The 23,763-nt window shown below is 58.9% G+C and carries 21 protein-coding genes and 2 tRNA genes; 17 read left to right on the forward strand and 6 right to left on the reverse strand.

Going from position 1 to position 23,763, the window contains the following annotated elements; genetic code table 11:
- Positions 1-216 precede the first annotated feature (216 nt).
- The 3 genes from CHEJ32_RS24095 to CHEJ32_RS27055 all read left to right on the forward strand — a co-directional run bounded on the left by CHEJ32_RS24095 (position 217) and on the right by CHEJ32_RS27055 (position 1,221).
- Positions 217-585: a mobilization protein gene (locus CHEJ32_RS24095; RefSeq protein ID WP_034657982.1), complete on the forward strand. Its 369-nt coding sequence runs from the start codon at positions 217-219 to the stop codon at positions 583-585.
- Positions 578-949, forward strand: a complete 372-nt coding sequence (locus tag CHEJ32_RS0106650; RefSeq protein WP_028033159.1) for a hypothetical protein — start codon at positions 578-580, stop codon at positions 947-949. The genes CHEJ32_RS24095 and CHEJ32_RS0106650 overlap by 8 nt, the downstream gene beginning before the upstream one ends.
- Positions 950-1,065: 116 nt before the next feature.
- Entirely contained in the window at positions 1,066-1,221 is a 156-nt protein-coding gene (locus tag CHEJ32_RS27055) for a hypothetical protein (RefSeq protein ID WP_156936632.1), read from the forward strand.
- A gap of 53 nt (positions 1,222-1,274) precedes the next feature.
- On the opposite strand, the gene CHEJ32_RS26635 is transcribed toward CHEJ32_RS27055, so the two are convergent.
- Entirely contained in the window at positions 1,275-1,484 is a 210-nt protein-coding gene (locus tag CHEJ32_RS26635; RefSeq protein WP_245261003.1) for an antitoxin VbhA family protein, read from the reverse strand.
- 139 nt (positions 1,485-1,623) lie between these two features.
- Here CHEJ32_RS26635 and CHEJ32_RS0106665 point away from each other — a divergent pair, with 139 nt between their 5' ends.
- The 8 genes from CHEJ32_RS0106665 to CHEJ32_RS28015 all read left to right on the forward strand — a co-directional run bounded on the left by CHEJ32_RS0106665 (position 1,624) and on the right by CHEJ32_RS28015 (position 10,008).
- The gene (locus CHEJ32_RS0106665; RefSeq protein WP_028033161.1) at positions 1,624-3,126 is read left to right on the forward strand and encodes a DGQHR domain-containing protein; all 1,503 of its coding nucleotides are present in this window, start codon (positions 1,624-1,626) and stop codon (positions 3,124-3,126) included.
- Position 3,127: 1 nt separating this feature from the next.
- Positions 3,128-4,471 carry a hypothetical protein gene (locus CHEJ32_RS27060; RefSeq protein ID WP_156936633.1) on the forward strand — a complete coding sequence of 448 codons (1,344 nt, stop codon included), beginning with the start codon at positions 3,128-3,130 and terminating at the stop codon, positions 4,469-4,471.
- 20 nt (positions 4,472-4,491) lie between these two features.
- The gene (locus CHEJ32_RS28005) at positions 4,492-5,607 is read left to right on the forward strand and encodes a DNA adenine methylase (protein WP_028033162.1); all 1,116 of its coding nucleotides are present in this window, start codon (positions 4,492-4,494) and stop codon (positions 5,605-5,607) included.
- Between the two features lie 1,244 nt (positions 5,608-6,851).
- Positions 6,852-6,945: transfer RNA gene (locus tag CHEJ32_RS0106680), tRNA-OTHER, on the forward strand.
- Between the two features lie 14 nt (positions 6,946-6,959).
- Positions 6,960-7,883 carry a hypothetical protein gene (locus CHEJ32_RS0106685; protein WP_028033164.1) on the forward strand — a complete coding sequence of 308 codons (924 nt, stop codon included), beginning with the start codon at positions 6,960-6,962 and terminating at the stop codon, positions 7,881-7,883.
- 38 nt (positions 7,884-7,921) lie between these two features.
- On the forward strand, positions 7,922-8,782 hold the full coding sequence (locus CHEJ32_RS0106690) for a hypothetical protein (RefSeq protein WP_028033165.1): 861 nt from the start codon (positions 7,922-7,924) through the stop codon (positions 8,780-8,782).
- Between the two features lie 648 nt (positions 8,783-9,430).
- Positions 9,431-9,655 (forward strand): ribbon-helix-helix protein, CopG family, encoded by a 225-nt coding sequence (locus tag CHEJ32_RS28010; protein ID WP_156936634.1) that lies wholly within the window; start codon positions 9,431-9,433, stop codon positions 9,653-9,655.
- A complete protein-coding gene (locus tag CHEJ32_RS28015; RefSeq protein ID WP_084032709.1) occupies positions 9,652-10,008 on the forward strand; it encodes a helix-turn-helix domain-containing protein in 357 nt (118 codons plus the stop codon). Before CHEJ32_RS28010 ends, CHEJ32_RS28015 begins: the two co-directional genes overlap by 4 nt.
- Here the strand turns inward: CHEJ32_RS28015 and CHEJ32_RS27370 are convergent.
- Positions 9,906-10,325: a hypothetical protein gene (locus CHEJ32_RS27370; RefSeq protein WP_028033166.1), complete on the reverse strand. Its 420-nt coding sequence runs from the start codon at positions 10,323-10,325 to the stop codon at positions 9,906-9,908. The genes CHEJ32_RS28015 and CHEJ32_RS27370 overlap by 103 nt on opposite strands.
- Before the next feature lie 12 nt (positions 10,326-10,337).
- Between CHEJ32_RS27370 and CHEJ32_RS28020 the strand changes: the two genes are divergently transcribed.
- Complete coding sequence (locus tag CHEJ32_RS28020; protein WP_371179790.1) at positions 10,338-11,054, forward strand: site-specific integrase; 717 nt, start codon at positions 10,338-10,340, stop codon at positions 11,052-11,054.
- Here the strand turns inward: CHEJ32_RS28020 and CHEJ32_RS0106705 are convergent.
- Both CHEJ32_RS0106705 and cpdR read right to left on the reverse strand, forming a co-directional pair.
- Positions 11,005-11,079: transfer RNA gene (locus CHEJ32_RS0106705), tRNA-Val, on the reverse strand. The two genes, CHEJ32_RS28020 and CHEJ32_RS0106705, sit on opposite strands and share 50 nt — an antisense overlap.
- Positions 11,080-11,153: 74 nt before the next feature.
- Positions 11,154-11,516, reverse strand: a complete 363-nt coding sequence (cpdR, locus tag CHEJ32_RS0106710; RefSeq protein ID WP_028033167.1) for a cell cycle two-component system response regulator CpdR — start codon at positions 11,514-11,516, stop codon at positions 11,154-11,156.
- A gap of 190 nt (positions 11,517-11,706) precedes the next feature.
- On the opposite strand from cpdR, the gene CHEJ32_RS0106715 reads away from it, so the two are divergent.
- Both CHEJ32_RS0106715 and hisN read left to right on the forward strand, forming a co-directional pair.
- A complete protein-coding gene (locus CHEJ32_RS0106715; protein WP_028033168.1) occupies positions 11,707-12,597 on the forward strand; it encodes an N-formylglutamate amidohydrolase in 891 nt (296 codons plus the stop codon).
- A 235-nt stretch (positions 12,598-12,832) separates the two neighbouring features.
- Positions 12,833-13,612 carry a histidinol-phosphatase gene (hisN, locus tag CHEJ32_RS0106720; RefSeq protein ID WP_028033169.1) on the forward strand — a complete coding sequence of 260 codons (780 nt, stop codon included), beginning with the start codon at positions 12,833-12,835 and terminating at the stop codon, positions 13,610-13,612.
- Between the two features lie 114 nt (positions 13,613-13,726).
- Here hisN and CHEJ32_RS0106725 read toward each other — a convergent pair whose 3' ends face one another.
- The gene (locus CHEJ32_RS0106725; RefSeq protein WP_028033170.1) at positions 13,727-14,698 is read right to left on the reverse strand and encodes an alpha/beta hydrolase; all 972 of its coding nucleotides are present in this window, start codon (positions 14,696-14,698) and stop codon (positions 13,727-13,729) included.
- A gap of 381 nt (positions 14,699-15,079) precedes the next feature.
- Between CHEJ32_RS0106725 and CHEJ32_RS0106730 the strand changes: the two genes are divergently transcribed.
- Positions 15,080-15,544, forward strand: a complete 465-nt coding sequence (locus CHEJ32_RS0106730; protein WP_028033171.1) for an Hsp20 family protein — start codon at positions 15,080-15,082, stop codon at positions 15,542-15,544.
- Between the two features lie 243 nt (positions 15,545-15,787).
- On the opposite strand, the gene CHEJ32_RS0106735 is transcribed toward CHEJ32_RS0106730, so the two are convergent.
- Positions 15,788-16,840: a low specificity L-threonine aldolase gene (locus CHEJ32_RS0106735; protein ID WP_028033172.1), complete on the reverse strand. Its 1,053-nt coding sequence runs from the start codon at positions 16,838-16,840 to the stop codon at positions 15,788-15,790.
- Between the two features lie 464 nt (positions 16,841-17,304).
- Between CHEJ32_RS0106735 and gltB the strand changes: the two genes are divergently transcribed.
- Together gltB and CHEJ32_RS0106745 are read left to right on the forward strand one after the other, a co-directional pair.
- The gene (gltB, locus tag CHEJ32_RS0106740) at positions 17,305-22,020 is read left to right on the forward strand and encodes a glutamate synthase large subunit (protein WP_028033173.1); all 4,716 of its coding nucleotides are present in this window, start codon (positions 17,305-17,307) and stop codon (positions 22,018-22,020) included.
- Between the two features lie 249 nt (positions 22,021-22,269).
- Positions 22,270-23,724 carry a glutamate synthase subunit beta gene (locus CHEJ32_RS0106745; RefSeq protein WP_028033174.1) on the forward strand — a complete coding sequence of 485 codons (1,455 nt, stop codon included), beginning with the start codon at positions 22,270-22,272 and terminating at the stop codon, positions 23,722-23,724.
- Positions 23,725-23,763: the final 39 nt, after the last annotated feature.

Genomic DNA, 23,763 nt, shown 5'->3' on the forward strand with positions numbered 1-23,763 from the left:
GTCGGACCCTCTGGATGGCCTTAAATGGCCATCCCTTGGCCCTTAACAGGGCTATACACAATACGCACCTTGCGGTGCAGTGTAACCATTTGATTTATAAAACTTTTCACAAAGTGCATCATTTTCGGCTGTAGTGCTCGCGCACTACAAACCAGCCGGAAACCCGCAGAAATTCTGGCCTCGATGCACTACGTGACGCACTACAGGAGGCACCGTATGTTGGGGAACCCCCTGACGCTCCGGCTCAGCCCGGAAAAACACCTGCAATACGAGGATGAGGCCGCCCGGCGCGGCAAGCCCCTTGGCACCTATTTACGCGAACGCCTCGAAGCAGGCGATGCCGTACATGACGAGCTGGCCGCTATCCGCCGGGAGCTCTTCGGCCTGCATCGAGCAATTGATGACCTAGTCAACGAAGGGCTGAGGACGGTCGAAAAGAGAAGCGGCGATACAACACCGCTCATGCTGGAAATTCTCCTTTTGCTCCGTGCTGTCGCCGGCATGGACAAACTCACGATGGTCAAAGGAGAGTTGAGACGCCTCGGCTACATGCCGTGGAACAAGGAGGAGGATCAGAGTGCCTAAGCAAACCGTCATCATCAAGGCGGTCATCAGTCCATCTCTCAAGGCCGAATTCAAGGAAACAGTACAGCGGAAAGATCGGGTATTGAGTCAGGTCCTGCGTGATCTCATCCGTGAGTATGTCTGGCGGTCGTCGAAGCGGGGGTTACCAGTGCCGGGAAAGGAATATGCTCGCCCACATGGTGACCTCATCCGGGCGGTTATTGATCCGGCTTTGAAGGAGAATTTCGAGAACGCAGCAAAGCGAAATGGCCAGCTTCCGAGCCGTGCCCTCCGTGGCCTCATCCGAGAGTACGTGCAGCGCCATGCAAAGGGCGAAATCTGGGAGCCGGGGCAGGAAGTCAAGCGTCAGATGTGGGCGAAATAGGAGCACAGGATGTCTGATCGAGCCGAGCAAATAAAAGCAGCTTTCCGTGGTCTAAATCGATCGTTCCAGATCGGGTGCGCAGTGCTTTTTTTGCCTGCATGGGCGGGATGCTACTGGTGACCCTCATTCTGCAAGCGCCAGACCTGCTGAAAAGCTTGTTTTCCGGCGATAAGGCGGCCGCCCGGACCATCATCGGGGGCTTTGCCGGCGTGAAGCTGTGCTGGCTGCAATGGCGCTATCGGCATATCGCGTATCCGCAGCTCCGGCGGTAAGCGGCTGCCGTTACTAGGCTATTGCCAGTTTCACGTAGCGCGGAGGCGTGGCCTTAGCCCTCGCCTTGTACCTGACGGCGAACCCGCTCTTTATAGGCTTCGATCAGATCGCTGATTTCAATCTCGCCCACAATGACGCGCTCCATCCGGGCTACAACCCATGGGTCAGGTTCCAAGCCCTCAAGCCGCTGGCTGGCAAGCGCGTTTTCGGCGGCACGGCGGCGCTCTGCGATTTCCTGTCCCGTCACTGGCAGTTTATTCACGACTGATTCTCACGTTGTTAGATTGTTTTTGAACACTTTGTTAATACAGGTCATTTGGATACTCGCAATTAACCGGAAATAGCAATAGATGGGGCGGTTACGTCGCGCAGATCGCGCCAAGTTCGCGTTGGGGGGATAAATGGTAAATGAAAAGAAAAAAATACCGGCTCTGAAGGTACGGCAATGGTCCAAAGGATGGAATCACGTTGATTACTCGGATGAGTCTCACCGACGTAAACCTGAACCACATTTCTACCTATTTTCCCTATCGGCAGTTGAGCTTCGCAGCCTATGCGGCATCAATCGGCGGCAAGCCGCCGGCGTAGTGCCGCGAGCTACTGATCTCGGAATTCAAAGGCAACACGATCCCGAACGCTCAGAGGAAATTTCTCGGTTTGTCGAGTTTGGTTACCCCTGGTCAACTTTGAGCGAAAGCAAGCGGAAAACGGCGGAGTTCCACGATCTGCGAAAGCCGGGTTGGCTTCCCACGGCAATCGTCGTCAATATTCTGGGAAATGGAGAGACACGGGGTGGCGAGACTCTCTCCGAAGCAGATGAAATCACCGTATCTGAGGCAGGAAATATATGTGAGCTGAGACTGCCGTATCAGCGATGGCAGAAAGGTTGGAGACCTAGCGGAGCGGCGCCTATCGAAGTCATAGACGGCCAGCATCGTCTGTGGGCTTTCACCGAGAATGATGACCCAGAATTTGAGGTGCCAGTGGTTGCATTCCACAACTTGGATATCAGCTGGCAGGCGTATCTATTCTGGACGATTAATATCAAGCCAAAAAGGATTAACGTCAGCCTAGCGTTCGATCTATACCCACTCCTTCGCGGCGAGGATTGGTTGGATCGAGCTGAAGGCCACGCTGTCTATAGGGAAACGCGGTCTCAAGAACTTACAGAGGCCCTTTGGTCCAATCCGCGCAGCCCTTGGTACGATCGGATAAACATGCTCGGCGAACGGCAGGGGCGCGGCGTGTCACAAGCTGCATGGATTCGGTCGCTTATGGCGACATTTGTTAGGCCGTGGGCAGGGCGCGGAAAACGCACCGGCGGACTTTTCGGCTCGCGAATTGCCGATGATGAAGAAGTGCTCGGGTGGAGCCGAGCGCAACAGGCAGCGTTTCTCATTGCTGCATGGGAACAATTTCGTGTGGCGGTTACATCGACAACGGGCATTTCATGGATCGACGACCTTGCCGGCAGTAAGTCATCTGATGGAGACCACCCAGCATTTTATGGTTCTCATTCACTCATTCCAACGGATCAGGGCGTTCGGGGATTTCTTCATGTCTTGAATGACGTATTCATATTCCTAGCCGCTCGTTGGAATCTGCGGTCTTGGCGCTTTGCCGAAAAAGCTAGTGCTGGAGATGAAGGCGCCGTTAATGCTGCACTTGAATCACTTTTGAAAAGCGAGATCCACCCGCGCCTCGAGAAATTCGCGCAGGAGGTTGTGTCATTCGACTGGCGGAGCAGCTCGGCTCCGTCTCTTACTCCAGAACAGCGAAGAGCAAAGCTCGTATTCAAAGGAAGTGGAGGGTATACCGAACTTCGGACGCAAGTTCTGGAGCATCTTGCGAAAAGCGAGACCGATATTGGAGAAGCAGCGACGCGCATTTTAGGAGAAGCCTGAAATGGCGCTTCATCAAGATAACAGCGCGGCAATTACAGCCGCGAGCCCAGCTGCCGTGATTAAGACGCTTGCTGCGACAGGACGTTATTGCAGGCAGGGTCGTTGGCTCGGGAAAGGCAACAGATATGCTTCAGACACAGTACAAAAGCTGGCAAATGATATCGCGTCTAATACTATCAACAGACGACATTTAGCTCAATACATCGCGGTAAGCACTGTACTCCATGCGTCCGACGGATGGAGTTACCTCGGGCGTGCGATACAATCGCTTTTGCAAGGAGACCCACATCGAGCTTTACATCTCAGCTATTACGCTGAGTTGCGCGCCGCAATGTCACTGCTAGCAACGCAGGGAATAGGAGTCTTCAAGAACAAACATTTCATTGTTGACGCAAGCAACCAGGCGACTTCGCTGCCAAAAAATTCGCAGACTCATGAGTTCGCTTGGGACGCTTTGAACTTTTGGGCGCAATCCTCTTCCTCAGGTTCGGTTTTTGCGGCGATACTGCGTCCATATGGTCGGTCACTAGAGGATTGGCTCAGTCCGGTAGGTGGCGGAGCCGCTGTCTTACCTCAAGCGCAAGAATGGCTGAAGCAGTGGGGGATGGACCTCAGCTTGATTGGTGAGGACCGCGAATCTCGCAACGCACGTAGCTATCGTCCATCAGGATTGCCCGCACCGTGGAGTGTGAACCCCGAGCTGGTAGTGAAATTTGCATCAAATATCTGGGGGGTGCTGGAACCTGGCGTTTCGACCTTCGAGAAGCTTGATCGGCATGTTCTTCGACTTTCCGTTGAAAGTTTGTTTCGAGGAAGAACAGGATCGCCACCATCGCGTCATAACAACAACTTTATCACGCTTGTTAATTCCGTCGTTGATAACCAGGGAATGAGTGGGAGATTGGCAACAGAATGGGCAGAGTTTCTTTTTAGAATGACAGATCCCGACGACCCAGACCTTATGAAATATTCGAAAGTACCTCCGCAGGACGGTGAAGCTGATCCTTACGGCGTGATCTCACGATCAACTTTATTGTTGCGGATCGCAACAGGTGCAACCCACCAGCTATTCGAGAATGCGGGTGTCGCTTCGCAATCCATTGACTTCTGGCGCTCGGATCTGGGCCGTTCAAGAGGTTTTTGGGATGCAAACAGTAGACCAGAGGCAATGTCGGACCTCTGGTCCGACGTAGTAGACGCAGTTACAGAACTGGCTCCTTTCTACGATGAAATTCCTGCGGCCGATCGCACTTTAAGAAATCTTGCAGTCCAGTTCGGAGCATACATCGTTCCGTTCGGTGGATTTGAGCGCGTCGCTCTCTGGGGAGTTCTTTCATCGCAATGACCGGGCCGAGAATGAAATATATGGGCTCGAAGAGAGCTATGCTTCGCAATGGCTTGGGGCATTTGCTTGACGAGGAAGCTCCAAAACACAAGAGGTTCATAGATCTCTTTACCGGTTCTGGGTCGGTTGCCGGACACGTTGCCGTGAGGAACGCAATTCCTGTGATTGCCTATGATCTCCAAGAGTATAGCGTCGCAGTGGTGGGGGCAATCGTTGCGCGAACTCGGCCTCTCGACGCTGATACTCTCTGGAAGACGTGGCTGGAAGCTGCAGAGCCGTTAGTTCATGATGTCCAGCCACCCGTCGGTCCTTGGGATTCAGAAAAATCCGTATATGCCGCGCGTGAATGGTGCGCAGCACAGCTCATGCTCCCCATAACGCGCGCTTATGGTGGTCACTACTTCAGTCCTCTCCAGGCAGTTTGGATTGATGCCTTGAGGGCGACAATCCCAACTGCCGAGCCGCAGCGATCCGTCGCGCTTGCTGCCTTGGTGCACGCCGCCAGCCAGTGCGTCGCAGCTCCAGGTCACACCGCGCAACCGTTTCAGCCGAGCACAACGGCTTTGCCCTATTTGCGGGAAGCGTGGAATCGAAGTGTCGCGGCTAAAACCTCAGAGAGCTTGAACCGGGTTTCGGCTCAGCATGCTCTCAGGGTTGGGCAGTCGTGCAGGGAAGATGCAAATGTTGCGGCTGGAAAACTGCACGCTGACGATTTGGTATTTGTTGATCCGCCGTACTCTGGAGTGCACTACAGCCGCTTCTATCATGTCTTGGAGACCATAACGACTGGAGAATGTGGAGAGGTTTCGGGTAGCGGGCGATATCCAAGTGCTGAACGGCGGCCTAAGTCCCGCTTCAGCTTGAAAACGGAATCTGAACTCGCGATGAGGGAACTACTACGATCCATATGGCATAGTGGTGCTACAGCGATACTTACGTTTCCCGATCATGATTGCTCAAATGGACTCTCAGGCGACCTTGTACGGAAAATAGCCTCTGAATTTTTCAAAGTCACAGAAATCGGTGTTGCTTCCAAATTCAGCACATTGGGTGGGTATAGTGAGGTGGACAAGCGGGAGAAGGGGCGGGCGGCGAGGAAGTCTGCAAAAGAGCTTATCCTGGTCTTACGTCACTAAACCAATGAGACGGAAACGAGTAATAACGCACAGGAGAGCTAAGTGGTTGCGCGGCTCTGGGCAGACACCACGACGCCGGCGGGTCGAATGGTGCTGACCTTTTCTGCGGTATGCGGAATTCGAGCGTAGTCTGATCGTGGAACGACCGGAAGAGGGCCCGTCGCGGCCAAGATGCGAGGTGTGCGGTTCGGCCCTCAGTCCTGCCTATCGCGCGCTCAGATTGAGCATGCACGGCATTTGATCGACTCCGAAGGCAGGACCGTGAACGAGGTAGCCGCGCTGTTGAATGTGCATCGCACGACACTCTACCGAGCCCTTGTGAAGGCTCAAGGCAAGCAGCGCCCGAATTGACGTCCGGCAACAAGAAGAGCTAAAGTTGTGATTACGAAGAAGAAACCCCAGAGGTTGCCGCCTCTGGGGTTTCGGATTCTCTCAACTGAGACAGCAGCGAGAGAACCGCGTCCTCATAGTGTACCGGTCTTCCCGACCACCTCGCAACATCTGTCCCACCGAGAGAATCCCTATGGCCGCCACCGTGTGGCGTGCAACGTGGCCGGAGGGGTTGGATTCGAGAGCTTGTTACCCTCCTGGCCGTGGCGGTCGGACCGAACGGGGAGTCCTCACATACGGTCCAGCGTGCGACGCGCGTCCAAGGCTTGCTAGAGTCGCGATCTGGCAGCACTGCATCGAGGGTAACGGGTAACCACCAACGGCCACCTCGTAAAAAAACGGCGCGGCGGCTCGGCTTTATGCGGGAGCCAAAGCAGTGCAGCAGCATGTGGCGTGTCTCTCCGGCGCGTGAGGGGGGCAAGATCGGGCCACCGGTCTACCGAGAGCGGAGAGCAAGGCGGACCATCCTGAAGCCATCGGCGGAAGGAGGGCGAGCCTGTCTTGGAGCGCAGCGGAAAGACAGGCTCGTCCCAGTACCTATCCGCCTGAACGAGTAGGCCGTGAACCCATAAAAGCGAATGGTCGAGATGGGGTGGATTCCTGCCTGACGGGTGTTGTGCGTCCAAGCTGGGAAAGCGGTCGTTCAGGTGCCACCCTACTTCGATGACAACCGCGTCCCAAATGCCGATCTTCCGGAAGGCCCAACGGCTCCTGCAAACCGAAAATGCACGTTTGGCTGCTGATAGACCGGATCATTGGACAGCAAACATTCATGACGCGACAGCACGTGCACTGCGGAATTCGCGCGCGGCAATGCGCTTGACAAAACGCAACCAAGACAAGAATTCTGGGCGGCGCTCGTAGCTCAAGAGGTAGAGCAGCCGCCTTCATGAAGCCTTGGCTTTCTAAGAGCGGCAGATGTGCGTTCAAATCGCACCGGGCACACCACAACTGAGAACGAAATGACGCTTTACCTTGAACAAAGCCGGCCACGAAAAGCTTTTAAAAACTTGCTTGGTAACGCCAATCACTTGATCATAACGGCCTTGGTCGGTCTTGACGGCATTGAGCGTGGTGTCGTGCGCGAAGTGCCGAGAGATTTGCGGACCGTTTGGTCTCCCAAAGATGCGGTGAGTTCTGCCAAACGCAGTCGGCGACTGATTCTGGATATGGCACTGATCAGGGCCATTGATGCGATCGATGTGTATCTCCGCCTTTCCGTGCGCAAACCTGCACTTGTCCAATCGGACGAGTTGCGGAAGGACTTGGACTCGGCGGGCTTGAGCGTCTTCCGGAAGCTACAGGCGGTTGAGCGCCATTGTCCGGACCTTGATATGATCGCGTTCGCGTTAGTGTTCCTTATGGTGACGTGGCGAAATCGGAGTGCCCACACCGAAGCGGACCGGGATGCGCCGGAGAGACATCTCGCCCTGCTCCGTTCCAATGCAGAGGAGGTGGCGGCTAGATTCAGTGGGCTCGACGCCGAAATGCTTCTCGGTGGGTACGAGGCTATGCGGCCCGTCACGTTCAAGGAAGTTGCATCGCTGATCAACGCTGCGCATCACCTTGTCGCGGACTTAGACGCGCTGCTCCTAAAGTCCTTGGACATCGAGCAGTTTCTGAAAGACGTCGTTTGGGCATCGCTGAGCGATAGCCAAAAAGACTTTGAGTTGATTGAACAGACAAGAAAGCGCCGCGCCGTTAGTGTCTGGGGCAAGGATCCAAGCGACCGAGGTGACGCAGTCTTGCGACTTCTCAGCCAGCAAGGGTTCTCTACAGTTCCGGGCAAGCAGCCAACCGGGGCGGTGATCCCGGCAGACCTTATCGCTGCGCTGCAGCGACAAACGCCAAAATCGGTTCTCACTTGGGCGGGTCCAGCGAATTAGCCGGTGCGTCCTTGCGCCGGGGTGACTAGAGGTAAGACATGGCTGATAACGACCTTGAGTCCGACCCGGTAACGGCGATGATCCAGGCTGCTGTGGCCGAGCGGCAGCGGCGTTCCGACGAGCATGCAGCATTGCGCGCAAGCGATGCTTATAAAGCGTCTATTCGCCAGATTGACCGCTACATTTTCGACTACGGACTCGGCATCAACATGATCGAGATGATGGCGAGCCGCAATCCGCCCTTCTTCGAGCAGCTGATCTCGCTCCGGATCAAGCCCCACTTCGTCCAGTCGATGATCGCGGCCGCCCACATGATCAAGGAAGGGCTGCACGATCCTGCAAGGCGAGAAATGCGCTTCTTGGTCGAAGCGTCTGTCAAGGCGCTGTGGCTCGACCAAGGCTCGCCCCCGCTCAGGCAGGACGCCGATGTCGGTGAAGCTGTGCCCCCGCGGAACGTGGCTGAGAAAGTTACCGCGCTCGACGGGCTGGGGCGCGAGCGTTTCAACGAGGTAGTCGACAGCCTTCGGTTTGGAATGCTCGACGAGACAGCTGGCAAACAGTATCGGCAAGCGGCGAAGAGTCTCTATGGCACGCTTTCGACGACCACCCATGTTTCGTCACGTAACGTTCAGCGGGACCTAGCAAATTTTGAAAGGGGTAAACATTTCGCGTTCGAGACCATCGCAGACATTAATGCGATCGCGGGGCTCCTGCGCCAGGTCCTCGATGTTGCGCTCGCCAGCCATTTCGAGGCGTTCGATCACGGGCTCGTCGGTGACCTGTTCGAGCCACATTTTCAGCCGGCCTGGTCTTATCTCAAGATGCCACTCGTCGGGGCGATTGACCGGCATTTCGACCACAAGCATGAGCGCCGCGTACGCCGTGGCGAGGTGGGCTGAACTTAGCTAGAGAGCTCGTGGTCCCCATCCTGGAATAGTGATGGCTGAAGGGTGCCTTCATGCTGTGGCGCATTAGGATAAGGAGCTGGTAGTCAGGTTTGGGCACTCGAACCTGCCAGTTTGCTAACGGCTCCGTGTTTTGCCTTCGTGCGGGCTCTGAACGAACGGCAGGTTTGCGGCGACGACGGAAGTACTCCAAACGGCGGCAGTGGGGCGATTGCGACCTCTCCAACATTGAGGATCAATGTCTCGAACGGCTCGCGCCGACTTACGGCGATGTGTCCGCTCACCTCAATGCGGCTTTGGCTTCGTGCTTAGCAGTCACCGACCCTAGTCAAGCACCTGTTGGCAGATCCATTGCTAGAGGTTCCATTCCCGTGAGGAAAGCCCGTCTTTCGGATCGTCCGGCTGAGTGATTCGCCCAATGCCGAGAGCAGCCGTCATTGAGCGAGGCGGAAGGGCTTGGGATGATGCAGAGTTGATGCAAACATGATGCAAATATGATGCAAATATGATGCAAATATTTGAAAATGTTTGATTTTATCGCTTTTTTCGGTTTGTTCATGTGGCACAGAGTAATCCCAATTGCACTACGCGAAGGCGATCTGCCGCAATGTGGGGCTCGGTTGTTCATATGCGAGATGAGGTGTGCCCTTGAACGAAAGGACAGATGCGGTTCATGCGAGAGTTGAGCCGGAGCTAAAGCAGGCATTCAATCGAGCTGCAGTAGCGCTTGATCGGAGTTTGAGCCAACTGCTCCGAGACCTGATTAGAGAATACGTCCATCGATACCAGCGCGGAGAGCTGTGGGACCCTGGACTCGAAGCCAAGCGACGGCTGCTAGACGAGCGTGCAGCGGGAGGTGAGCGATGACAGCGTCTCCTACGCGATTACCTCTCCTGCTCACCGAGTGTGAAGCAGCGGAAAAGCTTCGCATTTCCGTTGACACCTTGCGGCGCATTAGGAAGCGCGGTGAGATCGCCGCGCGGCGAATCGGCGGTCGCTGGCGATACACGGACGAGGACATACTGGAATATCAGGAAGGCCAGAAGGTTGCAGCATGGCGCGGAAGGGTAGTCGAGTTGGAGAGATCGGCGGTTACTGGTTATCGCAGCGGCCCAACTCAGCCAATTACTACGCCACGTGGTACGACCACGACGGCGGCCGCAATCGACAGACACGCCGCAAGTCGCTTGGCACAGACGATCTTCGCGAGGCCGAGGTAAGGCTCGCTGAGTTCGTCGCGCAGAATGCGCGCTTCCGAGACCAACAGCCTGCCGAAATGCCCTTGGCGACGGTGCTTGTCCGATACTGGCAAGGGCATGCCAGCCAGATCGCCAGCCATGAGCAAGCCAGGATTGCCCTTGCCCTTTGGACGGAACACTGGGGTGACGCTCTTGTTTCGGATCTCACCATCGAGCGGCAAGAGGCCTTCATTCGATGGCTGAAGGAGCGCGGATACAAGAACGCGTATGTCTCCCGTGTTCTCTCGGTTGGCCGCGCCGCACTCAACCGAGCAGTCAAGCGGCAGGAGATCACGCATGCCCCGTTCGTCATCGACGAGCCCGATCGCAGCGATCAGGAAGAGAAGCTCCGGTTATCGCAAACGGAGATGATCCGCCTGCTTCGGGCCGCTGAGGCACGACCGCATGTGCTGATGTTCTGCATGATCGGCCTCAATACCTTGGCTCGACCTGACGCGATCCTTGAGCTGTCGCCTTTTCAGGTCGATCTCGATGCCCGGCTGATCTCTCTCAATCCGAGGGGGCGCCGTCAGACCAAGAAATATCGCCCCACGGTACCGATCACCGACACGCTTTTGCCCTTCGTACAGGCGCGCGATGTCGAACGGTTCGTCAATTGGTATGGACGGCCGGTGAAGAGCATCAAAAGGGCGTTCGCCGCGACGGTGAAGGACGCCGGTCTATCTGAGGACATCACCCCGTATTGCCTTCGGCACACCATGGCGACCGAGTTGCGGCGGCGAGGGGTGCCACTTTGGGAGGTGCAGGGTTTTCTCGGTCACAGGGTGGGAAGCCGCGTGACCGAAACCTACGCAAAATTTGGCCCAGATCACCTGATGGCAGGTGTCCGGGCCATAGATGCATATTTCGCGGACCTTGGGGCCAAGCTTGGCGGCGAATCCCCTTGGTCCAAGTTGCAACTGCGTGCCACTTGCGTGCCAGTTATCCGTGACGTCAGCTTACAAGTCTTTGAAAGGATGGTGGGCGTGACAGGGATTGAACCTGTGACCCCTACGATGTCAACGTAGTGCTCTCCCGCTGAGCTACACGCCCATCCGACGCGCCGCATAGACCATAATGACCGGTGCGCGTCAATAGGAAGCTTGCGTGCAAAACGCACTGTCAACTTAAGCTGCGTGAAGCAGCTTCTCAACCTCTGTGACGAGTTCGCGCAGATGGAACGGCTTCGAAAGCACCTTCGCATCGCGGGGTGCATTGGAATCCGGGTTGAGCGCCACTGCGGCAAAACCTGTGATGAACATGACCTTTAGGTCCGGGTCGATTTCCGTAGCGCGCCGGGCGAGCTCGATCCCGTCCATCTCCGGCATCACAATATCGGTCAGGAGCAGCGAGAACGGCTCCTCGCGCAACCGTTCATAGGCGCCCGCCCCATTGTCGAAATCGACGACCTCGTAGCCGGCGCGCTCCAGCGCCTTGACGAGGAACCGCCGCATGTCTTCGTCGTCTTCTGCAAGGAGAATTCGTGCCATCTTTGCCTACCGCACCTGTCCACCCCCGCCTGAGGGCGCTCCAGCTATATGTTTTCGGCAGGGTAAAGATCAAGTGAACGATGACCGGGGCAAAGGGCCCCACCCGTGATCCTCTGGACAGGGATCGATCACGATGGCAGGCTCGTTGGTATAGGTGGGAAGCCTTTCCAGCACGTGAGGCAATGGGACAATGGGCGTAGAAGCGGACTTTTCGAAAATCCCGGCGTTCCAGGTCGTGCAGCCGAGCGAGCAGCGGAGCCCCTTCATTTTCAACTCACCCCATAGCGGCCGTTTTTATCCGCCGCGCTTCCTCGCCATGAGCAGGCTGGACGCTGCCACGATAAGGCGCTCCGAAGATTGCTACGTCGATGAGCTTTTTGCGGCAGCAGCAAGCCTCGGCGCGCCGCTTCTGGTTGCCAATTTCCCGCGCGCCTATCTCGATGTGAATCGGGAGCCTTGGGAGCTCGATCCGAGCATGTTCCGTGAGCCGGTGCCGCCCTATTCCAACATCCGTTCGCCCAGAGTGGCCGGTGGGCTCGGAACCGTACCGAAACTTGTCGGCGAAGGCCTGAATATCTATCCTTCGCGACTTCCGCTTGCCGAAGCGCTTGAACGCATCCAGCAGATCTACCTTCCTTATCATGCGTGCCTTGCCGATCTCCTCGCCCGCACGCGAGCAAGGTTCGGCTACGCAATCCTCATCGATTGCCACTCGATGCCCACCAATATCCGCGTGGCGGACGGCACCTTCAGGCCGGATTTCATTCTGGGGGACCGCTTCGGTTCTTCAGCCGCTCCGGGGCTGATACAGCACGCCGTCGCACTTCTTACGACGAAGGGCTATACGGTGGCTCACAACCGCCCCTATGCGGGCGGCTTCATCACCGAACATTATGGAAGGCCGGCCGAGCGGCTGCATGCTCTCCAAATCGAGATCAGCCGCGGCCTGTATATGAATGAACGGACGCTGGAACGGACGGTTGGCTTCCAGAGGCTCGCAAGAGACCTCGTGGACTTCGTGCGGGATCTCATCGATATCCCGGAGCAATATTTCCTTGCCCCGCCGCTCGCTGCGGAATAGCTGCGGGCACGTCCTGCCGTTAAAAAGAGACCGCATCGTTTGCACGACACGGCCATAAGTCTAGGGAGGAAACGCCCAAGATGGGCATGAACAGTAATGACTGTTCGAATCACAATTTATGCTGCATTGCACAATTGTCAAGCCCTGCTGCAAAACTGTGCACAAGAGGCTGGAGAATTTGACGATAATCAACTTTGCCCAAGCGACTCGCTTGTAGCGCACCCTGAGGAGCAAGATGTCCGACAGTCCTTCGCCTGAGTTCATGCGCCAGGTCGCCGCTGCCGCCGCGGCGGAAACGCTGCCGCGCTTCCGCCAGAACGGCGCCGTCACCAACAAGCTTTCAGGCGGCTTCGATCCGGTGACGGAAGCGGACCGCTCGGCCGAGCAGGCAATTCGCCGGCTCATTCGGGAACATTTTCCGGATCATGGCATCGTGGGGGAAGAATTCGGCACCGAAAAGGGGGACAGCAGGCATCTCTGGATCATCGATCCTATCGACGGCACCCGCGCCTTCATTTCCGGTCTGCCGCTCTGGGGAACTTTGGTCGGTCTCACGATCGACGGCGATGCCGTAGCGGGGTTGATGTCGCAGCCCTTCACGGGCGAGCTTTACTATGCCGACAAGAACGGCGCCTATTACGAGGGGCCGGGCCAACCACGCAGGCTCGCCACACGCCACACGACCTCCCTTGGCGATGCAACGCTTTGCACCACGACGCCATCACTGTTCGATGGCAAAAGGCGCGCCCTTTATGACCGCGTGGAGCAGGCGGTGCGCCTACCGCGCTACGGCACGGATTGCTATGGCTACGCCATGGTCGCCGCTGGCCATGTGGACCTGGTGATCGAAAGCGGGCTGCAGGCCTATGACATCGTGGCATTGATCCCAATAATCGAGCAAGCCGGCGGCGTCGTGACGACCTGGGCAGGAGAACCGGCCGAGGCCGGCGGAGATATTGTTGCAGCGGCAACGCCGGAGCTTCATGCGCAGGCGCTCGAATTCCTGCGCGGCTAGCGCATCGTTGCGGGAGCCGGCATGGGTCTTTGCACGTGCGATGTGTAGCCCGGTGCCAGCACCGTCCTTGGGGGACTGAAGGCGCCAACGACGTTGGCGTCCTCCGTTTCGGAGTTACATTCCCACGGGTTCGCTGGCCCGGGTCTTTTCCTGGTGGCCTTTTGCGAATGCCTCGAAGCCGGCGAGCGCCTGCTCGCGGAAAATATCCGATTCCTGAAGAATCTCGTGCTGTGCGCCGTCGATGGTGAGAACTTTGGCGGAACGCAGGCCCCGTGCGTAGCGCTCGATGGCCGGGGTCGAAACGATCCGGTCCATGCCGGCAGCGAGAAAAAGAATGGGGACCCGGATCGAGGCTCTGAAATCGGGATCGGAAACGCGCGCGGCGGCCGACCAGGCAGCGTTCACCCATGCGGCCGTCGGTCCTCCCACGAACAGTTCCGGGAATGCCTGGACGAGCGCCTGATTGCGATTGTAGCGCTTTTCGTCGCTCGTCAACGCGTTGGGTTGAAACGGCACTTCCTTTCCGCGCTTGCTTCGTCCAGCCACATATATTCGGCCCAATCCCAACGTGCAGAGCAGTTTTGTCAGGGCCCGAGCGGGGCCGAGAGGCAGGGACGTCTGAATTTCGAGGAGTGGCGCGACGAGCACCATGCGTCGGACCCGGGTGGCCAAATGCGGCGCGGCGAGCAAAGCGACTAGCGAACCGGTGGAGTGGCCAAGCACGGTGAAAGGCGGCCGGCAGTCCGGGAGCACCACTTCGCGAAAAAACTGGTCGAGGTCGGTCACATATTGATTGAAGGACCGGACATGGCCGCGCCGCGGATCCCTCAGCAGACGGTCCGATCCGCCCTGGCCGCGCCAATCCAGCGCTACCGCGGAAAAACCGCGCTTCGCGAGATCGCGCACTGTCTCGAAATATTTTTCGATACACTCATTGCGTCCCGGCAGGATGACGACCGTTCCGTAGTCGCTCGCTGAAGGGAAATGCGCATAGCGGATTTGCCGGCCATCGCGGGCCGTCATCATGCCGGCGCGCGCGCCGATCGGCACAGGGTTTTCCGGGGTTCTTCGGAGCAAGTCGGCCATGACGCTGAAACGGGCTCTTTCTCTACTGTGATAGAGAGCCATGGGGCCAAAAGCAAAATCTTTTATGACCATAACAGAAAAAGCATGCCGGAGGCGGTCTTGAAGCCGCCCCCGGCAAGGCCCGGACGGATGGAAGGGACGATGCATCCAGCCGGGAAAGTTCGCAGTCACCTTAGGCCGGGTTACCTGAACAGGGGGCGAAGAGCGCGTTCAGCTGGCGTTCATGTTCGTAGACCCAGACCCACGGTCTTGAACCGAGGGCCTCAAAATCCCAAATTACGGATGCGGCCGCCAATGAAGGGGCCGCTGGCCAATGGAAACGCCCCGGCGGGTTTCCGGCAATGGCCAAACGCAAACTTGTTGCTCACAGGAGGACAGACCATGCGTCATGTCGATTTTTCTCCCCTCTACCGATCGACCGTAGGGTTCGACCGGCTTTTCACCATGCTTGACTCTCTCGGTCAGCTCGATGGCGGCCAGACGTATCCGCCCTATAATATCGAGCGCACCGGCGAGGATGCCTATCGCATTTCGATGGCGGTTGCGGGCTTCTCCGAGGAAGACATCTCGGTCGAAGCACATCGTAACGTATTGACGATCAAGGGCGAAAGGAGCGAGGAGAGCAAGGATACAAGCGAGTTTCTCTATCGCGGCATTGCCTCTCGCAGCTTCGAGCGGCGCTTCCAGTTGGCCGACCACGTGGAGGTTGCTGGCGCCGTGCTCAAGGATGGTCTCCTTCATGTGGATCTCGTCCGCAACATTCCCGAGGAGATGAAGCCTCGCCGCATCCCCATTGCGCGGGCATCCAAGGAAGCAAAGCAGATCGAGGCAAAGAACGCCGCATAAGGCGACTTGTCTCTCGGTTATGGCGGCGCCTTCGGGCGCCGCTTTTTTTAGTGCTAGCGGCATTACAGCATCGGCCCGAAAACCGGAATCGGTTCTCGGAAAGCACGATGCGTCGATCAATGATTTACAGCGTCCTTTATGCGTTCGAAAGGACGCACGGTGCTGTGGCGCGTGCGCCCCTTTGAGGGAGCACCAGGGTGAGTTCTAACCAGCCCCGAAAACTCGCCCATTCTCGGGACGGAATCACGCTCGCAGGATTCTGCCAAACGTTTCGATCTCATCTGCTGTGGTCGCAAAGGAGGTGACGAAGCGGTAAAACCCTTCGTCGGGGTTCAGGGCCTCCTTCGCATCGTGAGGCACTTTCCATGGATAGAAGAAGAAGCCTTCTTTCTCCAGCTTCCCTGCAGTCTCGTTTCTCAGGAAACCGAAAACCTCGTTTGCCTGCGGACGCCACGCAAGGCGGGAAGACGGAGCTTCTGCCAGGTGATCGGCAAGCCGCGCCGCCATTCGGTTGGAATGAGCTGCGTTTTTGAGCCAAAGGTCGTCGGCGAAATAGGCGGCGAACTGGGCGGCGATGAAACGGGATTTGGAGAAAAGCTGGGCTGCACGCTTGCGGAGGAACGGCAAGTCCCGAGCTTTGGCCGGGTCCATCACGACGATTGCCTCTGCACACCAGCAGCCATTCTTGGTCGCACCGAAAGAGAGCACATCCACGCCCCGTTTCCAGGTCATTTCCGCCGGTGTGGTATTCAGCGCCACCATCGCGTTCGCGAAGCGCGCTCCGTCCATATGCAGCGGCAGGCCATGGGCCCGGCTGGTCTCGGCGATCGCCGCGATCTCGTCAAGCGAATAGACGGTGCCGATCTCGGTGCTCTGCGTGATCGAGACGGCCATGGGTTGGCCCGAGTGGATGAATTCGGCGGGAAACAGCCGGATGGCCTCGTCCAGCGCCTCGGGCGTCATGCGCCCCAGCGAACCAGGCACGCCGTAAAGCCGGGCACCTCCTGTCAGATATTCCGGTGCCCCGCCCTCATCCTCTCGCATATGTGCTTCAGCATGGGCGAAGGCGACGCCGCCCGGGCGGTTGAAAAGTGCCATCGAAAGCGAATTCGCCGCCGTTCCGGTGGCGACGAAGAAGACTGCAACCTCCTGCTCGAAAATCTCGCAAAAGCGCTTTTCCACCTCCCGGTCGAGATCGCTTGTCCCGTAGGCGGAGGCGCTTCCGCGCGAATGTTCCATCAGCGCTTCGTTGATTGCCGGGTGAGCGCCCGCCCAATTGTCCGATGCGAAATTGATCGCCATCCTTCACCTCGTTTGTTGCGAAGGCACCCTTGCGCGTTCGGCGCCCGGTTTTCAAGGGCGGCGATCCTCTGCTCTGATGCGAGTTTCGAACTTGCTTGGACACGCTGATCGCCGCAACTTTATTACCCGCCGAATGGATTTTTTTGCTGTTTCGTATTGTGTCGCGCAAGATTTTCTGGCAATGAAAGAATAGGACAGCAGTGCTGTCTTATTTATCCGGGCAGCTTCAAACCGTTTGCGCTATAGTGGGGCGGCGGTTTGCAACGATGCCTGGACGGCGGTGCCAAGAACCAAAGGTTCGCGCGCTGCCCACCAGAAGGAGCGCACCCCGGGAGAGGGCAAGCGTTCTTACGGCTTTTCGAAAGATGATGCCGATCCATACACCGGGATGACCGCCGCGAGAAGGCTGCCCGAAAACCCACTGGTGCCCTGAAGGGCCACGACTGGAGGACGAAGCGATGACGGAATCGACGCCATCTGTATCGACCGGGCGGACGCCCGCCGTGCAGGCTGGGGCGAAGGCTGTCAAACGCATCGGCTTGCCTGATGCGCACGGTCTCTACGACCCCCGCAATGAGCACGATGCCTGCGGCGTCGGCTTCGTGGCCCATATGAAAGGCGTGAAGTCTCACGGCATTGTCAAAGACGGGCTGGCGATGCTCGAAAATCTCACCCATCGCGGCGCCGTGGGTGCGGACCCGCTGGTCGGTGACGGTGCCGGCATCCTGGTGCAAATCCCGGACCGGTTTTTCCGCGACGAGATGGCGGGTGAGGGCGTGGAGCTTCCTGCTCCAGGGCACTACGGCGTGGGCTATCTGTTCATGCCGCAAGACCCGGCTTTGCGCGCCCATATCGAGGAGGTGATTGCTGACGTCACCCGCTCGGAAGGCCAGAAGCTTCTGGGCTTCCGCGATGTGCCCATCGACAATTCCTGCCTTTCCAAGGCGCCCGATATCGTCGCCTCCGAGCCGGTGCACCGCCAGGTCTTCATCGGTCGGGGCGACATGGTGCGCGATGAAGAGGATTTCGAGCGCCGTCTCTACATCCTCCGCAAGGTGGTTTCGGGCCGCATTTATGAGGAAACGGGTGGCCGCGACAACGGCTTCTACATCGTCTCCATGTCTGCGCGCACGGTTGTCTACAAGGGCATGTTCCTCGCTTATCAGCTGGGGGCCTACTACAAGGATCTGAAGGATCCGCGCTTCGAATCTGCGCTTGCGCTCGTTCATCAGCGTTTTTCGACCAACACATTCCCGTCTTGGAAGCTCGCCCACCCCTACCGCATGGTCGCGCATAACGGCGAGATCAACACGCTGCGGGGCAATGTGAACTGGATGGCGGCGCGACAGGCCTCTGTGGACTCGGAGCTCTTCGGAAACGACATTTCCAAGCTCTGGCCCATATCCTATGAGGGCCAGTCGGACACGGCCTGCTTCGACAACGCGCTCGAGTTCCTCTTCCAGGGCGGCTACAGCCTGGCACATGCGATGATGATGCTCATCCCCGAGGCTTGGGCGGGCAACAAGCTCATGGGACCGGAACGCAAGGCCTTCTATGAGTATCACGCCGCGCTCATGGAACCATGGGATGGGCCGGCGGCAGTGGCTTTCACCGATGGCCGGCAGATCGGCGCCACCCTCGACCGCAATGGCCTGCGTCCCGCACGTTACGTCGTCACGGACGACGATCGCGTCATCATGGCTTCGGAAGCCGGCGCGCTTGCTGTTGCGGAGGAAAAGATCGTCACGAAGTGGCGGCTGCAGCCCGGACGCATGTTGCTCATCGACCTGGAACTGGGGCGCATCGTCTCCGATGACGAGCTGAAGGCGGAGATCTCCGCCAAGCATCCTTACCGCGAGTGGCTCGATAACACCCAGCTCATTCTGGAGGAGCTGAAGCCGGTGGCGCCGCGCGCGCTGCGCCAGGACGTCTCCATGCTGGACCGCCAGCAGGCCTTCGGCTACACGCAGGAAGACGTGAAGATGCTTCTGCCGCCCATGGCCACCACCGGCCAGGAGGCAATCGGCTCCATGGGCACCGACACGCCGATTTCGGCCATGTCGAACAAGCCGAAGCTGCTCTACACCTATTTCAAGCAGAACTTCGCTCAGGTCACCAACCCGCCGATCGATCCGATCCGCGAGGAACTGGTGATGAGCCTCGTGTCCTTCATCGGTCCGCGGCCCAATATCTTCGATCTCGTCGGCAGTTCGCGCCGCAAACGGCTCGAAGTGCGCCAGCCGATCCTGACCAATGGCGATCTCGAAAAGATCCGCTCCATCGGCCACACCGAGGACCGGTTCGACACCAAGACGCTCGACGTCACCTATTCGGCGCTCGAAGGCGCGGCCGGAATGACCGGTGCTGTCGATCGGCTCTGCGAACGCGCGGAGGCGGCGGTTGCCGGCGGTTACAACATCATCATCCTTTCGGATCGGCAGATCGGGCCGGATCGCATCGCGATCCCGATGCTTCTTGCGACGGCGGCGGTGCATCATCACCTGATCCGCAAGGGTCTGCGGACGGCGGTCGGGCTGGTCGTCGAATCCGGCGAGCCCCGCGAGGTGCACCATTTCTGCTGCCTTGCCGGCTACGGTGCCGAGGCGATCAACCCCTATCTCGCCTTCGACACGCTGCTCGATATGCATGCCAAGGGCGAGTTCCCGCCCGAGGTCGAGGCCGACGAGCTGGTGAAGCGCTATATCAAGTCTATCGGCAAAGGCATCCTCAAGGTGATGTCCAAAATGGGCATCTCCACCTATCAGTCCTATTGCGGGGCGCAGATTTTCGACGCGGTCGGCCTCCGGTCCGAGTTTGTTCAGCGCTACTTCACCGGCACCGCCACCACGATCGAGGGGGTCGGGCTTGAGGAGATAGCCGAGGAGACGGTGGCCCGCCACAGTGCTGCTTTCAGCGACGATCCCGTGCTCCGCATCGGGCTCGAAGTGGGCGGTGAGTACAATTATCGCATGCGCGGCGAGGACCATGTCTGGAGCCCCGACGCTGTCGCTACCTTGCAGCATGCGGTTCGCCGCGGGTCTTGGGACACATATCAGGAGTTCTCGAACCTCATCAATGGCGAGGCTGCCCGGGCGAAGACCATCCGCGGGCTCTTCGTGATCAAAACCGCAGGCGACACCGGCCGCACACCGGTGCCGCTGGACGAGGTCGAGCCGGCAGCCGAAATCGTCAAGCGCTTCTCGACGGGTGCCATGTCCTTCGGCTCCATCAGCCGCGAGGCGCACACGACGCTGGCCCGCGCCATGAACGCCATCGGCGGAAAGTCGAATACGGGCGAGGGCGGCGAGGAACCGGACCGTTACATGCCGTTGCCGGACGGCAGTCCCAACCCTGAACGCTCGGCAATCAAGCAGGTCGCGAGCGGGCGTTTCGGCGTCACCACCGAATATCTCGTCAACTCCGACATGATGCAGATCAAGGTGGCGCAGGGGGCCAAGCCCGGGGAGGGTGGCCAGCTTCCGGGCCATAAGGTGGACGCGACGATCGCCAAGACGCGTCATTCGACGCCGGGCGTCGGCCTCATCTCGCCGCCGCCGCACCACGACATCTATTCGATCGAAGATCTGGCACAGCTCATCTACGATCTTAAGAACGTGAATCCTGCGGCGGACGTGTCCGTCAAGCTCGTCTCCGAGGTGGGCGTGGGTACGGTTGCCGCTGGCGTCGCCAAGGCGCGCGCGGACCATATCACGATCGCCGGCTATGATGGTGGCACGGGGGCTTCTCCGCTCACCTCCATCAAGCACGCCGGCTCTCCTTGGGAGATGGGCCTTGCCGAGACGCACCAGACACTGGTGCTCAACGGGCTTCGCAGCCGTATCGCGCTGCAGGTCGATGGCGGCTTGCGCACGGGCCGTGACGTCATCATCGGTGCTTTGCTCGGTGCGGACGAATTCGGCTTCTCCACCGCGCCGCTGATCGCGGCGGGTTGCATAATGATGCGCAAGTGCCATCTCAACACTTGCCCGGTGGGCGTGGCCACCCAGGATCCTGTGCTCAGGAAGCGCTTCAAGGGTGCGCCGGAACATGTCATCAACTACTTCTTCTATGTCGCGGAAGAAGTGCGGCAGATTCTCGCCGAGATGGGCTTCCGCAAGCTTGACGAAATCATCGGCCAGTCAGACCTGCTCGAAAAGCGGTCGCTGATCGAGCATTGGAAGGCGAGGGGGCTGGATTTCTCCCGCGTCTTCTTCAAGCCGGAAGCGCCGCGTGAGGCGATCCGCTGGACCGAACGGCAGAAGCATCCGATCGACGATATTCTCGACCGAAAGCTCATTGCGGCCGCGATGCCCGCGCTCGAACGCAAGGAGCCTGTCTCGCTCGAATCGGAGATCTGCAACACCGACCGCACCACGGGGGCAATGCTCTCGGGCGAGGTGGCGAAGCGCCATGGCCACAAGGGGCTGAAGGACGACACCATTACGGTGAAATTCACCGGTACGGCGGGGCAGTCCTTTGGCGCTTTCCTTGCGCGCGGCGTTTCGTTCGAGCTTGCAGGCGATGCGAACGACTATGTCGGCAAGGGCCTTTCGGGCGGCCGCATCGTCATCAAGCCGTCCGGCAAGGCCAAGATCGAGCCGGAAAAGTCGATCATCGTCGGCAACACTGTGCTTTACGGCGCGATCGAGGGTGAGTGTTACTTCCGCGGTATCGCCGGCGAGCGCTTTGCCGTGCGCAATTCGGGCGCCGTGGCGGTAGTCGAGGGCGTGGGCGATCACGGCTGCGAATATATGACGGGCGGCCTGGTGGTCGTCCTCGGGCCGACCGGCCGCAATTTCGCGGCAGGGATGTCCGGCGGCGTCGCCTATGTGCTCGATGAGGAAGGCGATTTCGCCGACCGCTGCAACATGGCGATGGTGGAACTGGAGCCGGTGCCGGAAGAGGATGAAATCCTCGAAAAGCTGCACCATCACGGAGGCGACCTCGCCCATATGGGCCGGGTGGACGTTTCCGGAGACATGACGCGGCATGACGAGGAGCGCTTGGCGCATCTGATCTCGAACCACTACCGCTTCACCGGCTCCGAGCGCGCACGCACCATCCTCGACAACTGGGCGGAATACCGGCCGAAATTCCGCAAGGTGATGCCGGTCGAGTATCGGCGGGCGCTTGAAGAAATGGAACGCATGCGCATGGGAATCGCGGCTGAGTGAGCACGCCACGGCTCCTGCACGCCCTGATCTCGCTCGCGATAACTGCCGTCATCCTGCAGCGGTCTATCTTTCGAGCGACAGGGTTGGGGCGGAAATAGTGGTTCTGGGTGTGGCCGTCGGGTCGCTTATTGGCATTGGGCGCCTTCCTGGCCACCGATCTGAGAAGCACCCGTAGCGGTGAGAGAAATTCCCGACTGCCGGGATTGAAATTGGCTGCGGGCTTTAAGCCTTCAGGAACAAGGAATGAGCATGGGCAAGGTTACAGGCTTTCTCGAGATCGACCGGCAGGAGAACAAGTACCAGCCGGCATCGGACCGCATTAGGCATTTTCGTGAATTCACGATTCCCATGTCCGAGCAGGAGGTCTCGAAACAGGCCGCGCGATGCATGGATTGCGGCATCCCGTATTGCCACGGGCCGACGGGATGCCCCGTCCACAACCAGATCCCGGACTGGAACGATCTCGTCTATCAGGGCGATTGGGAAGCGGCGATCCGCAACCTCCACTCCACCAACAATTTCCCGGAATGGACGGGGCGCATCTGTCCCGCACCCTGCGAGGAGGCTTGCACGCTTAACCTTGAAGACGTGCCGGTGGCCATCAAGACGATCGAGCAGGCGATCGGCGACAAGGCCTATGAGCTTGGCTATGTCCGTCCCCAGCCGGCGGAGAAGAAGACTGGAAAGCGCGTCGCCATCATCGGCTCGGGTCCTGCCGGCATGGCAGCGGCCCAGCAGCTCGGCCGCGCCGGGCATGACGTGCACGTTTATGAGCGCGAGAGCAGGCCGGGTGGCCTGATGCGCTACGGCATCCCGGATTTCAAGATCGAGAAGCGCTATGTCGACCGGCGCGTCGAGCAGATGCAGGGGGAGGGCGTGACCTTCTTCTGCGGCGTCAATGTCGGCGTCGACAAGCCGGTGGCGGAGCTCCTCGCCGAATACGATGCCGTGCTCTATTGCGGCGGCTCGGAGAAGCCAAGGCCAGCGGGCATCCCCGGTGTCGAGCTCAATGGCGTCTATGACGCAATGCCCTATCTGGTGCAGCAGAACCGGCGTATTGGCGGCGAAAACACCCAGTCCGTCGCATGGGCTTCGGAACCCATTCTGGCGAGTGGCAAGCATGTGGTCGTGGTGGGCGGCGGCGACACGGCTTCCGACTGTGTCGGCACGGCCTTTCGGCAGGGCGCGGTGCGCGTCACGCAGCTCGACATCCGCCCCAGGCCGCCGGAGAAGGAAGACAAGCTCACGGTCTGGCCCTACTGGGCGACGAAGATGCGCACGTCCTCCAGCCAGGCGGAGGGTGCGGAGCGGGAGTTCCAGGTGGCAACGCTGGAATTCATTGGCGAGGACGGCCAGCTCACGGGTGTGAAGTGCTGCCAGGTGGACGAGAGGCGCAAGCCGATCGCCGGCACGGAGTTCGTCATCAAGGCCGATCTCGCCTTCATCGCGATCGGCTTTTCGGGACCGCTTGAGGCAGGTCTGCTGGGCGAGCTCGGCGAAAAGCTTGCGACCAGCACCGACCGGCGGAACTCCACCAATGTGGTGGCAAATGACCGCGATTATCGCACAAGCGTGGACAAGCTTTTTGCCGCCGGAGACGTGCGGCGCGGGCAATCGCTGGTGGTCTGGGCAATTCGCGAAGGCAGGCAGGCAGCCCGGTCGATCGACGAATTCCTCATGGGAAGCTCGGTCCTGCCGCGATAGCGAGAGCGGTTCAGGTTTTGTTTGTATCGGAGGGGATTC

The organism is Chelativorans sp. J32, from assembly GCF_000518985.1.
GTDB lineage: Bacteria > Pseudomonadota > Alphaproteobacteria > Rhizobiales > Rhizobiaceae > Chelativorans.

Excerpts from the sequence above, each read along its gene's own strand:
- CHEJ32_RS24095 (WP_034657982.1), top strand. The coding sequence starts at position 217 with ATGTTGGGGAACCCCCTGACGCTCCGGCTCAGCCCGGAAAAACACCTG.
- CHEJ32_RS0106665 (WP_028033161.1), top strand. The coding sequence starts at position 1,624 with ATGGTAAATGAAAAGAAAAAAATACCGGCTCTGAAGGTACGGCAATGG.
- CHEJ32_RS27060 (WP_156936633.1), top strand. The coding sequence starts at position 3,128 with ATGGCGCTTCATCAAGATAACAGCGCGGCAATTACAGCCGCGAGCCCA.
- CHEJ32_RS28005 (WP_028033162.1), top strand. The coding sequence starts at position 4,492 with ATGGGCTCGAAGAGAGCTATGCTTCGCAATGGCTTGGGGCATTTGCTT.
- CHEJ32_RS0106685 (WP_028033164.1), top strand. The coding sequence starts at position 6,960 with ATGACGCTTTACCTTGAACAAAGCCGGCCACGAAAAGCTTTTAAAAAC.
- CHEJ32_RS0106690 (WP_028033165.1), top strand. The coding sequence starts at position 7,922 with ATGGCTGATAACGACCTTGAGTCCGACCCGGTAACGGCGATGATCCAG.
- CHEJ32_RS28015 (WP_084032709.1), top strand. The coding sequence starts at position 9,652 with ATGACAGCGTCTCCTACGCGATTACCTCTCCTGCTCACCGAGTGTGAA.
- CHEJ32_RS27370 (WP_028033166.1), bottom strand. The coding sequence starts at position 10,325 with ATGCGTGATCTCCTGCCGCTTGACTGCTCGGTTGAGTGCGGCGCGGCC.
- cpdR (WP_028033167.1), bottom strand. The coding sequence starts at position 11,516 with ATGGCACGAATTCTCCTTGCAGAAGACGACGAAGACATGCGGCGGTTC.
- CHEJ32_RS0106715 (WP_028033168.1), top strand. The coding sequence starts at position 11,707 with ATGGGCGTAGAAGCGGACTTTTCGAAAATCCCGGCGTTCCAGGTCGTG.
- hisN (WP_028033169.1), top strand. The coding sequence starts at position 12,833 with ATGTCCGACAGTCCTTCGCCTGAGTTCATGCGCCAGGTCGCCGCTGCC.
- CHEJ32_RS0106725 (WP_028033170.1), bottom strand. The coding sequence starts at position 14,698 with ATGGCCGACTTGCTCCGAAGAACCCCGGAAAACCCTGTGCCGATCGGC.
- CHEJ32_RS0106730 (WP_028033171.1), top strand. The coding sequence starts at position 15,080 with ATGCGTCATGTCGATTTTTCTCCCCTCTACCGATCGACCGTAGGGTTC.
- gltB (WP_028033173.1), top strand. The coding sequence starts at position 17,305 with ATGACGGAATCGACGCCATCTGTATCGACCGGGCGGACGCCCGCCGTG.
- CHEJ32_RS0106745 (WP_028033174.1), top strand. The coding sequence starts at position 22,270 with ATGGGCAAGGTTACAGGCTTTCTCGAGATCGACCGGCAGGAGAACAAG.